Raw genomic sequence first — 11,979 nt, forward strand, 5'->3', positions numbered from 1 at the left:
CGGTGCCACCGGGCCGCCGATCCCACCGGGCCGTCGGCGCCACCGGGCCGTCGGTTCTGCCCGGCCACTGGTCCACCCGGCCGTCGGTTCAGCTCCGCCCTCGCTTCCACCCGGCCCGCTGGTCCGCCCTCGGGCTGCGGTTCCGCCCAGGGCATCGGTCCGACCTCGGATCCCGGTCCCGCCCGAGCCTGGGTCTCACCGCCCGGCCCCCGGCCGGGATTCGGCCCTCCCGTCCGCACGCCCGTTCCGTCCGCTCCGGGCCAGGACGCGTGCGACATCTGTCACATGCGGACGTTGATCGGCCCGCGCGGGCAACCCCCGCATTCCCCCGCACATCTGTCCGGTCGGGAGCGGGCAGCCCCCGCGGCGCGCAACGGCGCCGCGCCGTAGGGCGGTTGGTGTTCGGCCGCCCCTGTACGAAGGAACTCAGTGCGTAGACCCCACATACGCCGCGTGGCGATCGCCGTCGCCGTGACGACGGCCGCCACGCTCCCCGGTCCCGCCTTCGCCGCCGCGCCGAACGGGCCCGCCGTCGCGGCGGCTTCGGCCTCGTCGCCCGTGGCCACCGCCAGGGCGGCCGCGTTCGCGCACGCCTCGGCCACCGGTGTCACCCGCGGCGACACCCTTCAGGCCAAGGACGTGATGACCGACCCGGACGGAAAGCGGCACGTCCGCTTCGTCCGCACCCACCAGGGCCTTCCGCTGCTCGGCGGCGACCTGGTCGTCCACCTCGGCGCGCGGGGCGAGTACCTGGGCGTGACCCGGGCCGCCGACCACGTGGTGAAGCCGTCCACCGTCGAGGCGGAGCTGACGCCCGAGCAGGCGGCGCGGAAGGCCGAGGCCGTCGCGAAGGGCGACGCGGACACCGCCCATCTCGTCGTGGACGCCCGCGACGGCGCCGCCGCCCTCGCCTACCAGGTGATCGTCTCGGACAGCGACACGACGCAGACCGGCGGATCGAGCACGGTCGTCGTGGACGCCCGTACCGGCGAGATCCGCAGCAACACCCCGAACACGGACGAGTTCATCTCGCCCTCCCTGGCGGCCACGCTGCGCGAGCGCGGCGAGAGCGCGAGCCCGCAGACCGGTGTCGCGGCGGGTGCCACCGCCGGGCTGTCCGGCCTCACGGGCATCGCCGCGGCGGGCCACTACCCGGCCACGGCCACGGGGAGCGGTTCCTCCCTGTTCGCGGGCAAGGTCTCCCTGATCACCACCCGCACCGCGCGGACCAGCTACGTCCTGAAGGACCCGACCCGGTGGAACACCGAGACCCGGGACGCCAGGGGCCAGGAACTGGAGTCCTTCGCGCGGGGCAAGGCGTTCACCGACGGCGACAACAAGTGGGGCGACGGCACCACCTCGGCCCGGACCACCGTCGCCGTCGACGCCCAGTACGGCATCACCCAGACCCTGGACTTCTACAAGAAGACCTTCGGCCGCAAGGGCATCAAGAACAACAGCGCCGGCGCCCGGGGAATGGTCCACTACGGCAACAAGCTCGGCAACGCCTTCTGGGACTCGTACTGCGGCTGCATGGCGTACGGCGACGGCGACGGCCGCGTGTTCAAGAAGCCGCTCGTCGTCCTCGACGTGACCGGCCACGAGCTGAGCCACGGAGTCGTCGACGCGACCGCCGCCCTCGAACCCACCCGGGTCGACGACGACGGCAACCAGTACGGCGAGGCGGGCGCCCTCAACGAGTCGCTCGCCGACATCTTCGGCACGAACGTCGAGTTCTCGGCGAACAACCCTAAGAACCCCCCGAACTACCTGATGGGGGAGAAGCTGGGGCTCGCCCAGAAGTTCCTGCGCCGCCTCGACCACCCGTCCCTCGACGTCCTCGAGGAGTCGATCGACTACTGGTCGCCCGCCGTGTACGACACCGAGGTGCACGCCGGCTCCGGCGTCTCCTCGCACGCGTTCTACCTGCTCGCCGAGGGCAGCGGCCGCAAGACGATCAACGGCGTGACGTACGACTCGCCGACGTACGACGGTTCCCGGGTGACCGGGATCGGCCGCACCAAGGCCACCGCCGTCTTCTACCGCGCTCTCACCCGGTACATGGTCTCCACGACCGACTTCCACGACGCGCGCAAGGCCACGCTGAAGGCCGCCGCCGACATGTACGGCGCGAACAGCGCCGAGTACAAGGCGGTGGGCAAGGCCTGGGCCGCCGTCAACGTCACGGCCGCCAACACCCCGGCCGCCCGGCACTGACGACCGGCTCCGGCAGACGAACCGAGGGGCCCCGCCGACCGGCCGGCGGGGCCCCTCCTGCCGTGCGGCGCCTGCTCAGTGCTGCTGCGTCTTCTGCGGGGTGGCCTCACTGGGACGTACGACGACGTAGCCCTCGCCCTCCAGCTTGAGCTGCACCGCCTCGCCCGAACCGCCCCGGATCATCGAACCGATCGACTGCGAGCGGTGCAGCGAGGTCCGCAGGTGCGCGGTCCAGCCGACGACCGCGTCCGTGTCGACGAACACCGGCTGCTGCTGGGAGACGGGTATGACCAGCGGGTTGCCCTCGCAGATCAGCCCCAGGCTGCCGTGCCCGGTGAAGACGCTGTTGAACAGACCGCCGCCGGTGATGCCCGCGCCCTTGACGGTCTTGATCTCGTACGACAGCGACGCGTCGAAGCACAGGACGTTGCGGCCGTTGACCGTGAAGACGTCGCCGGGCTCGATGCCCACGATGAAACAGTTCTGCGCCTCGTGCGCGAACCAGGCCTCGCCCTGCCCGCGGACGGTCATGAGCGGAAGTCCCTCACCGGTGACCGCCCGCTTGAGCATCCCGCCCACGCCCTGGCCCTTGCGCTCGAACTGGAGGCTGCCCCGGTAGGCGACCATCGCGCCCTGACGCGCGAACATCTCGCCCTGGACGGCGTACTTGATGGACTTGGCGTTCTGGACGGTCATGCCCGCCGCGACGGCCGGCTGCACCATGTGGTCACTGGAAAAGAGATCGCTCTTCATACGGGCATCCTGTCGCGGAGGGTGGGGCTCCGCCAGGGTCGTGGCGATCTTGGGACGAACGGTGACCGAGTCACGACATGACGAGGGCCGGCCCGGGTCAACCGGACCGGCCCACAGGTGAGTTGTCAGGCAGCGGTGGGCGCCGAGACGTGGCCGTGCAGACGGTCCAGGACCTCGGAGAGCTGCGCCGCGACCTCGGCGTCGTCGGCGGGGTGCGTCTCGGCGAAGCGGACCACGGAGCCGGGGACGGAGAGCTTGACGTCCTCCAGCACGGTGCCGCCGGCGATGCCCACGGCCTTGCGGGCCTCGTCCTGCGCCCAGACGCCGCCGAACTGGCCGTACGCGGTGCCGACCACGACGACCGGCTTGCCGGTGAAGGCGCCCGCGCCGTACGGACGGGACAGCCAGTCGATGGCGTTCTTGAGGACCGCGGGGATGGTGCCGTTGTACTCCGGCGAGAACAGCAGGAAGGCGTCGGCCTCGCCGGCCGCGGCGCGCAGGCGCGCGGCGGCGGCGGGCACGCCGCCCTCGACGTCGACGTCCTCGTTGTAGAAGGGGATCTCGGCCAGGCCCTCGAAGAGCTCGACCTCGGCACCCTCCGGAGCGAGCTTGACGGCCGCCTCGGCGAGCTGGCGGTTGTGGGAACCGGCGCGCAGGCTGCCGACGAGGGCGAGGATGCGAACGGACATGGATATCTCCCGGGGGGATGGAAACGCTGAAACATTGCCGCAATAAAACGGACCGAAGTCCGCTTAAGGTCTACCACTGAAGCGGACCGCAGTCCAGTTGGCCCCGGATGCCGTTACGCTGGCTTCATGTCCCAGCCACTTCCGCCGTTCCCGAAGCGACCGGAAACGTCCGACGAGCCCGTCCTCATGCAGCTCAGCGCGCCCGAGGCCGCCCCGCTGCGCGCCGACGCGGCCCGCAACCGCGCCCGCCTGCTGGAGGCCGCGGCCCGGCTGGTCGAGGAGCAGGGCGTGGCCAAGCTCACGATGGAGGGCGTCGCCTGCGCGGCGGCGGTGGGCAAGGGGACCGTCTTCCGGCGCTTCGGCGACCGCACCGGCCTGCTCATGGCCCTGCTCGACCACACCGAGCAGCGCTTCCAGACCGCCTTCATCAGCGGCCCGGCCCCGCTCGGTCCCGGCGCCTCCCCGGTGGAGCGCCTGCACGCCTTCGGATGCCACGCCCTGCGCCAGACCTCCGAGCAGCTCGACCTGTACCTCGCCGCCGAACCCGAGGTCACCCGCCGCTTCACCTCGGCGCCCTACCGGGTCCGCTTCATGCATGTGTGCATGCTGCTGCGCCAGGCGAGCCCGGGACCGGAGACGGACGTCGAACTGGTCGCCCAGACGCTGATGGGCTACCTCGACCCCGCGCTGATCGGCCATCTGACCCGCCAGCGCGGCATGCCGCAGGAGCGGCTGGAGGCCGGCTGGCGCGATCTGGTGGACCGCAGCGTCGGCCCGCGCCCGGCCTGAGGTCCCGTCCGCGGGCGACCGGGGCCGTCTGGCGCTCCCGCCCCCGGCGGGCGGACCATGGATCCCATGGGACAACGCCTCGAAGACGTGAGCGCACCCGCCCGGATCGCCGGCCCGGACGAGGGCATCAGCGCCCAGGAACTGGCCCTCGCGACGCGGAACCACGGACTTCCGCTGGAAGCCCTGCGCTACGAGGTCACCCCTGCGGGACTGCACTACGTACTGACCCACTACGACATCCCCTACGCGGAAGAGGATTCCTGGCGCCTCGCCCTCGGCGGCCGGGTGCGGCGCCCGCTGCTGCTCGGCGTCGACGACCTCAAGGCGTACCCGTCGGTCACCCGGCGGGTGACCATGGAGTGCGCGGGCAACGGCCGGGCACTGCTGACACCCCGGCCGGTGAGCCAGCCGTGGCTCGTGGAGGCGGTCGGCACCGCCGAGTGGACGGGAGTGCCGCTGCGCCTCCTCCTCGCCGAGGCCGGGGCCGAACCGGACGCGGTGGACGTGGTGTTCACCGGCGCCGATCACGGAGTGGAACGCGGGGTCGAGCAGGACTACCAGCGCGCCCTTCCGCTGGACGTGGCGCGGGGCGAGGAGCCCGAGGTCCTGGTGGCCTACGCGATGAACGGCGCCCCGCTGCCGCCGCAGCACGGACATCCCGTACGGCTCGTGGTGCCGGGCTGGTACGGCATGGCGCACGTGAAGTGGCTCCGGGACATCACGGTGGCCGACGCGCCGTTCCGGGGATTCCAGCAGACCGTGGCCTACCGGCTGCGGCAGGAGGCCGCCGACGAGGGCGAGCCGGTCACCCGCATCGCGCCCCGTGCCCTGCTGGCCCCGCCGGGCTTCCCCGACTTCATGTCGCGGACGCGGGTGGTCCCGCCGGGCGCCGTCACCCTGACCGGACGGGCCTGGTCGGGCCGCGCACCCGTGACCGGCGTCGAGGTCAGCACGGACGCGGGGCACTCCTGGCGCCCGGCCCGGCTCGACCCGCCGAACGCCCACCCATGGGCCTGGCGCGCGTGGCGGTTCACCTGGACGGCGACCCCCGGCCGTCATCTCCTCAGCGCCCGGGCGACCGACGCCGAGGGCCACACCCAGCCGCTCGACCAGCCGTGGAACCGCGGCGGCTTCGTGAACAACCTCGTCCAACAGGTCCCCGTGCACTGCCTGGATCCCGGCGACGACGACCGATGAGGCCTCCGGCGCCGACCGCACCACGGGGGCCGCGGCGACGAGGTGCGGGCACGGGCGACGGCGCGGGGACGGACACGGGCAGGGGCACGGGCACGGGCACGGGGACGGTTCCCGTCCGGGACCCGCCCCCGCTCGCGCTCCCCGGCTTCGGTCAGCTGAACGGGTCCAGCGTGACGTACGCCTGCTGCGGATTGCCGTCGTTGACGAGGGACTCGTGGTTGCCGACGTCGTCGAACGCGAACGCGTAGGCCTTGCCGTCGGCCATCTGCGCGTGGATGGCGCGGGCGTACTGGTTGGTCACCGTGTCCGTGTAGAAGTTCGCGGACGAGGTGTCGGGCTGCTGGGGGTTGGTCAGCAGAGTCGTGCGGTTGAACCCCGCGCACAGGGTGCGTGAAATCGGCCCGCGCACCAGGTCGTTGGGCGCGTCGAGCCGCTTGTAGCAGCCGAAGACGCTGTCCGAGTCGGGCTTCTGGAAGCTGGTGACGACCGCTCCGGAGCTGTTGGTGAAGTTCATGACGCCACCGGAGACCCGGCCGAAGTACTTGGTGTTCGGCTGGTCGCCGAAGGGGGTCACCGTCAGCGTCGACGAAGCGTACTTCTGCCAGACGCGGTTGATGTAGTCGTCCATGACGCCGGCCGGAAGCGCGCCCGCCTCGATGCCGTGACCCGGGGCGAGCGCCCGCAGCACCGTGCCGTCGGACCGGGTCTGGATCAGGTTCGCCCAGCCGCCCGGACGGCTGCGCAGCGCGCTGAAGAACCCGTTGTAGCCGCCGGGCTTGAGGTGCCCGGTGCTCTTCGTGGTCCCGTCGGCGAGCTTGACCCCGACGGCGTACGGGGCGGAGAACATGTCGACCTGGGTGCTGTTGATCCACAGACCGGAGTCGTTGAGGGTGTACTCGGACCAGTTGAAGAGGATGTTGCGGTTCGGGTCGCTCGGATTCTGGACGGCGGGCTGAACGAGACCGCCGGTCGTCACCCGGAAGTCGAGCTTCTGCCCGAAGGAGAAGTAGAGCCGTCCGGAGAACTTGGGGAGCCGGATCGTCTTCGACTGGCCGTTGGCCGGTCCCGTGATCGACGCGTCGGGTGCGGGCGTCGGCGGGTTGCCGCCCACGGGCCACGCGTGGAAGGTGCCGTTCGCGTCGGCCCAGCCCTGCCGTCCGGTCGAGAGCTGGGTGCCGAGGTCGTAGATGAAGACCTGGTCGCCGCGGCCGGAGTTGTTGGTGAAGGTGAGGGGGATGGTCGCCGGGACCGCGGCTTCGGCGCGCGAGGGCGCGCCGAAGGTGAGCAGTGCCGCGGCGAGTGTGGCGCAGGCCAACGCCCAGGCAGGCCATCTGATGTGTACGCGCACTCTCTGCCTCCTTGATGTGGGGGTTCAGCGAGGTGGATGCACACGGACGTGACGCGTCCGTTTCCATTTGAGAGCGCTCTCAGAGTCCTGCGAGGTGGTGCGCCTGTCAACGAGTTGCGCAGGATTGGTCCGGTCCAACTCGGCCTGCGATGAACCGGGTTGTGAGCTCCAGGGGTTGACCCCCGCGGGCAGCCACTGGTTCAGTGGCTCATCCACTCAGCCACTGCCCGGAGGGGGAAACGTGGAGGCTCTGCCCCGCGAGACCATCGTGGACGTCCTGGAGGACCGGCTCCGCACCGACATACTCGACGGCCGCCATCCGGCGGGGAGTTACCTTCCCCCGGAGCGGCGGCTCGCCGACGGGTACGGCGTCACGCGCACCACCCTCAAGCACGCCTTCGGGCGGCTCGTCCAGGCCGGACTGCTGGAGACCCGGCACGGAGTGGGCACCCGGGTAAGGGACTACGCCCGGCTCGGTGGAGCGGACCTCCTGCCCATGCTCGTACGGCACGACGCCGGCTGGGTGCGCGAGGTGTTCGAAGTGCGGCGCGGCGTCGGCGCCCTGATCGCTGAACGCGCCGCCGAACGCGGCACCCGCTCGCAACGGGCCGAACTGGGCGCGCTCCTCGACGCCGTGCTGCGCGCCGAGGACGTCGACGCGGTCCAGCTCGCCGACGTGGAGGTGCACCGCGCACTGGCCCGCGCCACGGGCAACCGCGTGTACGTCCTCCTCACGAACACGCTCTTCAACGCCTACCTGCCGGTCCGTTCCCTGCTCAAGGGCCCCTTCACCGACCCGGCGGCCGCCCATCAGCGGCTGGCCCCCGTCGTGGCGGCCGTCACCGCCGGGGACGCGAGGCGGGCGCGCGAGGCGGCCGACACCTATCTGCGGGACACCGAGCGCATCATGCTGGACGGCCTCGCATGAGGGGCACGCGGTTCACCGAGACCATGCTCGGCACCGTCCGCCTCGACGGCGAACCGGGAGAGCGCCGCGTCCGGCTCGACCTGCGCGCCGCCGCCGACCGGGTCCTGCTCCCGCACCTGACCACCCAGGCCCGCCTGACCGGCCGGGTACGCATCGCCGGACACACCGACGACCCGCACGCCGAGGGCGAGTTGGAGGTGTCGCCGATCGCCCGGCGGCGCATCCGCTACCGCCTCACGTTCACCGCCGACGGGCGCCGCCTCACCCTGGACGGCTGGAAGTCGGTGACCCCGCGCCACCCCCTCGCGTCCATGACCACCCTGCCGTTCACCGTGTACGAGGGCGACACCCGGGCAGGCGAGGGCGTCCTGCGGTTCCCGGCCGCCACCGGCCTCGCCCCCTTCCTGCTCAGCTTCCGCTTCCCGCGCCACGAGGACCCCGCCGAACACATGGCCCCGCGCTGGAACGGCGCCCCGGGCCGCACCGAGGTCTGGTACACCACCCTGACCGACCCGGCCACCGGCACCGGGGTCTGGCTGCACCACGAACTCACCGCGCCCGCCGACGGATCGGAGCCGTTCGCCCACGGCTGGGCCGCCGTGTTCCCCCGCGAGGGCGACGTGCGCCACGCCCGCTTCGGACCCGTCCCCTGGACCGAGCCGGCCGACGGATTCACGGCCGACGACGTGACCTGCGTCGCCGGACACCTCACGGGCAGCGCGGGCGACTTCCACTGGAAACTGCTCGAACGCCCCCAGGGCCCGGCACTGTTCACCTTCCCCCGCTGGTCCTGGCGCCGCCCCCTGCTGCCCGCCGCCCAGATGCTGCCGGCCGCCCGGGCCACGTACGACGGCGAGATCTCTTACGGGCGAAGGACCTTGAACCTGAGCGCCGCACCCGGTGCCTCGGCCCGCATCTACGGGCACGGCAACGCGCAGCGGTGGACCTGGCTGCACGCCGACCTCGGCGACGGCGACGTCCTGGAGATCGTCGCCGCCGTCTCCACCCGGCCCGTACTGCGCCGGCTCCCCCCGCTCGTCTTCCTGCGCCTGCGCCGCGCCGGCCGCACCTGGCCACGGCGGGCCGAGCGCTCGGCGATCGGCCGGCTGGGACTCGGACGCTTCCGGGCCGACATCGGACTGCCCGAATGGACGGTCACCGGCCGGACGGCCCTGCGCCGCATCCGCGTCGAGGTCCGCCAGCCCCCGGAACGCACCCTCACCCTGGAGTACCGCGACCCGGACGGCGCCCGCGCGGTGTGCCGCAACAGCGAGTCCGCGGACGCCCGTGTCGTCCTGGAACGCTGGTGGGGCCGCTGGCGCCCGGAGGCCTCCTGGACCCTGGACGGCACCGCGCACGCAGAGACGGGAACACGATGACCGCCGACGGGCTCGTCGCCGCGCTCCTCGCCGACGACGGTGCCGCCGCCTGGCCCACCCGGGTGCCGCACCGCCTCGCCTCCGTCATCGCCGCACTGCCCGGCCCGGCCCGCGCCGGGGTGCGCACCGCCGTCGCCGCCGTCGAGACGTACGCCCTGCTGCGCACCGGCAGACGGCTGGCGGCCCTTCGCCCCGACGAACGCGAGGACGTGCTCCGCTCGCTGGCCGGGCGGCCCCGGCTCGCCCCCGTGCTGGACCTCCTGAAGGTTCCCGTGCTGCTGGCCGCGGGCACCGAACGGATCCCGATGGCTCCCGCCGCGCCCGCCCCCGCCGATCCGCCCCTCGACTGCACCCCGGCCGAGCACTGGCCGGCCCGCACCACCGCCGACGCGGTCGTCGTCGGCTCCGGCGCCGGCGGCGCCATGGCCGCGCGGACCCTCGCGCGCGCCGGACTGAGCGTGGTCGTCCTGGAGGAGGGCCGGCACCATCCGACGGCCTCCTTCGGCCGCCGGGCACCCCTCGACCGGTTCACCGAGCTGTACCGGGACGGCGGTGCCACCGTCGCCCTTGGCAGGCCGCCGGTCCTGCTGCCGGTCGGCCGTGCCGTCGGCGGCACCACCGTCGTCAACTCCGGCACCTGCTACCGCACACCGGACCACGTCCTGGAGCGCTGGCGCGGCGTCTTCGGGTTCGCTCTCGCCGACCGCTTCGGGCCCCTGCTCGACGAGGTCGAGCGAACCCTGCGCGTGGCACCCCAGCCCCTCGACGTCCTCGGCAACAACGGGCTGCTCGCGCTCACCGGCGCCGGACGGCTCGGCTGGCGGGCCGCCCCGCTGCGCCGCAACGCCCCCGGCTGCAAGGGCTCGTGCCAGTGCGTCGTCGGCTGCCCCACCGGAGCCAAGCAGAGCGTGCAGTTGTCCGTCCTGCCCGATGCCTGCGCCGCCGGCGCCCGGATCGTCACCGGGGCGCGGGTCCGGCGCATCCTGCTGGACCACGACGTCCCCGGCCCGCCACGGGCCGCCGGAGTCCTGGCGCGCCGCCCCGACGGCAGCGACATCGAGATCCTCAGCCCCCTCGTCGTGACGGCGGCGGGAGCGCTCCAGACACCGCCCCTGCTGCGCCGTTCGGGCCTCGGCGGACACCCCCGGCTGGGCCGCAACCTCAGCGTGCACCCGGCCACCAGCGTCGCCGGACGCTTCGCCGAGCCGGTGACGGCGTGGCGGGGCGTGCTCCAGAGCGTCGGAGTCGAGGAACTCCACGAGCGCGGGATCCTCCTCGAGGCGACCGCGAGCCCACCCGGCATGAGCAGTTTCGTCCTGCCCGGCCTCGGCCGGGAACTGCGGCGTGAACTGGAGGAGTCGGACCGGCTCGCGACCCTCGGCGCCATGATCGCCGACCGGCCCTCGGGGCGGGTGAGCGGCCGGGACCGGACCCTCGTCCGCTACGACCTCGACCCCCGCGACGGCGACCGTCTGATGACCGCCGTACGGGCGATGGGCCGCCTCCTCTTCGCCGCCGGGGCCACGGAGGTCCTCACCGGCATCCCCGCGGCGCCCCGCGCCGGTTCGCTCGACGCGCTCGACGCACTGCTCCGCTCGGCCGGCCCCCGTGATCTGCACGTGTCGGCCTTCCATCCGACCGGCACCGTGGCCGCCGGCGACGATCCGCTGCGGGCGCCCGCCGACCCCGAGGGAAGGCTCCGCGGCGTCCGGGGAGTCCTCGTCGCCGACGGTTCCGTCCTGCCGGGCTGCCCGGAGGTCAACCCGCAGCTCAGCATCATGGCGGCCGCCCTGGCGGTCTCGGAGGCATGGCTCGAAGGGGCCCGCCACGGGGGGTGACGCGTCGCGCGCCACCCCAATGGGCCCCCGTGGTTCGCCGCGGCCGGGCGGGACACGGAGCATGAGGGAGTCCGTACGGCAGGAAAGGCCGCGCCCCCGTGCCCCGTACGGCAGGAAGAGGCGAGCCCCCATGAGCAGACGTGTTCCCCACGGCCGGAGCGGATCACGGCGTGTCGCTGTCCTGTTGTCCGCGATCGCGTGCGGCTCCTTGCTCGTGTCGTGCAGCTCGGACGACGGCGGCAGCGGCAGCACGGCCTCCGTCACCCCGCCGAACCCGTCCAACTTCACGGGATCGGCGCCCTCCGCCATCGCGTCCGCGGCCTCCTCGATCATCGCCTCGGCCAGCGAACGGGCGTCGTCCGCCGCCGCCTCCGTGGAGGCCAGGGCCTCGGAGTTCGCGGCCTCGGTCTCCGCCGACACCGTCCGCGCCGCGGCCACCGCCGAGAAGGAACTGAAGAACGTCCAGGGCAGCGGCAACGCGACGTCCGACGTCAGCATGAAGGGCGTGCCCACCGCGGAGACCGGCGGGCTGCGGGCCGTACTCGTCACCATCACCAACAACACGGACAAGAAGGCCTCGTACGCCGTGCAGGTCGACTTCAAGAACCCCGACGGCAAGGTCGTGGAGACGAAGTTCGTCGGCAAGGAGAACCTGGAGCCGGGGAAGAAGGCGACGCCGATCGTGATCAGCAGGCAGCCCGCCGAGCCCCAGCTCACCGCCGTGCTGGTCAAGGCCCAGCGCTACTGACGCGTCCGTCCACGCGCGGACGCCGGTGCCGGTGGCGCCGTGGCCGCCCCGAAGAGCCCGCCCCCTTTCGGGAACGGGCTCCCCGGCGCGGCG

General features: G+C 73.0%; 10 protein-coding genes. 7 read left to right on the forward strand and 3 right to left on the reverse strand.

The window, feature by feature from the left end; all coding sequences use genetic code 11:
• Nucleotides 1-429: 429 nt before the first annotated feature.
• The gene (locus tag ACZ4TO_RS18790; RefSeq protein WP_468024769.1) at nt 430-2,217 is read left to right on the forward strand and encodes a M4 family metallopeptidase; all 1,788 of its coding nucleotides are present in this window, start codon (nt 430-432) and stop codon (nt 2,215-2,217) included.
• Nucleotides 2,218-2,292: 75 nt separating this feature from the next.
• On the opposite strand, the gene ACZ4TO_RS18795 is transcribed toward ACZ4TO_RS18790, so the two are convergent.
• Both ACZ4TO_RS18795 and ACZ4TO_RS18800 read right to left on the reverse strand, forming a co-directional pair.
• Nucleotides 2,293-2,970, reverse strand: coding sequence for an AIM24 family protein (locus ACZ4TO_RS18795; RefSeq protein WP_355776017.1), 678 nt, complete (start codon nt 2,968-2,970; stop codon nt 2,293-2,295).
• A gap of 125 nt (nt 2,971-3,095) precedes the next feature.
• Nucleotides 3,096-3,659: an NAD(P)H-dependent oxidoreductase gene (locus ACZ4TO_RS18800; RefSeq protein WP_382795030.1), complete on the reverse strand. Its 564-nt coding sequence runs from the start codon at nt 3,657-3,659 to the stop codon at nt 3,096-3,098.
• 126 nt (nt 3,660-3,785) lie between these two features.
• On the opposite strand from ACZ4TO_RS18800, the gene ACZ4TO_RS18805 reads away from it, so the two are divergent.
• Entirely contained in the window at nt 3,786-4,448 is a 663-nt protein-coding gene (locus ACZ4TO_RS18805) for a TetR/AcrR family transcriptional regulator (protein ID WP_382795032.1), read from the forward strand.
• A 66-nt stretch (nt 4,449-4,514) separates the two neighbouring features.
• Complete coding sequence (locus tag ACZ4TO_RS18810; RefSeq protein ID WP_468024770.1) at nt 4,515-5,645, forward strand: sulfite oxidase; 1,131 nt, start codon at nt 4,515-4,517, stop codon at nt 5,643-5,645.
• 151 nt (nt 5,646-5,796) lie between these two features.
• Here the strand turns inward: ACZ4TO_RS18810 and ACZ4TO_RS18815 are convergent, their stop codons facing one another.
• Nucleotides 5,797-6,993 (reverse strand): glycoside hydrolase family 64 protein, encoded by a 1,197-nt coding sequence (locus ACZ4TO_RS18815; protein WP_468024771.1) that lies wholly within the window; start codon nt 6,991-6,993, stop codon nt 5,797-5,799.
• A gap of 241 nt (nt 6,994-7,234) precedes the next feature.
• Here ACZ4TO_RS18815 and ACZ4TO_RS18820 point away from each other — a divergent pair, with 241 nt between their 5' ends.
• From ACZ4TO_RS18820 to ACZ4TO_RS18835, 4 genes are all read left to right on the forward strand, one after another.
• Nucleotides 7,235-7,921, forward strand: a complete 687-nt coding sequence (locus ACZ4TO_RS18820) for a FadR/GntR family transcriptional regulator (protein WP_468024772.1) — start codon at nt 7,235-7,237, stop codon at nt 7,919-7,921.
• Entirely contained in the window at nt 7,918-9,300 is a 1,383-nt protein-coding gene (locus ACZ4TO_RS18825; RefSeq protein ID WP_468024773.1) for a hypothetical protein, read from the forward strand. Before ACZ4TO_RS18820 ends, ACZ4TO_RS18825 begins: the two co-directional genes overlap by 4 nt.
• A complete protein-coding gene (locus ACZ4TO_RS18830; RefSeq protein WP_468024774.1) occupies nt 9,297-11,138 on the forward strand; it encodes a GMC family oxidoreductase in 1,842 nt (613 codons plus the stop codon). The genes ACZ4TO_RS18825 and ACZ4TO_RS18830 overlap by 4 nt, the downstream gene beginning before the upstream one ends.
• Before the next feature lie 130 nt (nt 11,139-11,268).
• Nucleotides 11,269-11,886 (forward strand): hypothetical protein, encoded by a 618-nt coding sequence (locus tag ACZ4TO_RS18835; RefSeq protein WP_382795050.1) that lies wholly within the window; start codon nt 11,269-11,271, stop codon nt 11,884-11,886.
• The last annotated feature ends 93 nt before the right edge of the window (nt 11,887-11,979 follow it).

The sequence above is a fragment of the Streptomyces sp. NPDC028298 genome (assembly GCF_055565895.1).

Excerpts from the sequence above, each read along its gene's own strand:
- ACZ4TO_RS18795 (WP_355776017.1), bottom strand. The coding sequence starts at position 2,970 with ATGAAGAGCGATCTCTTTTCCAGTGACCACATGGTGCAGCCGGCCGTC.
- ACZ4TO_RS18800 (WP_382795030.1), bottom strand. The coding sequence starts at position 3,659 with ATGTCCGTTCGCATCCTCGCCCTCGTCGGCAGCCTGCGCGCCGGTTCC.
- ACZ4TO_RS18805 (WP_382795032.1), top strand. The coding sequence starts at position 3,786 with ATGTCCCAGCCACTTCCGCCGTTCCCGAAGCGACCGGAAACGTCCGAC.
- ACZ4TO_RS18810 (WP_468024770.1), top strand. The coding sequence starts at position 4,515 with ATGGGACAACGCCTCGAAGACGTGAGCGCACCCGCCCGGATCGCCGGC.
- ACZ4TO_RS18825 (WP_468024773.1), top strand. The coding sequence starts at position 7,918 with ATGAGGGGCACGCGGTTCACCGAGACCATGCTCGGCACCGTCCGCCTC.
- ACZ4TO_RS18830 (WP_468024774.1), top strand. The coding sequence starts at position 9,297 with ATGACCGCCGACGGGCTCGTCGCCGCGCTCCTCGCCGACGACGGTGCC.
- ACZ4TO_RS18835 (WP_382795050.1), top strand. The coding sequence starts at position 11,269 with ATGAGCAGACGTGTTCCCCACGGCCGGAGCGGATCACGGCGTGTCGCT.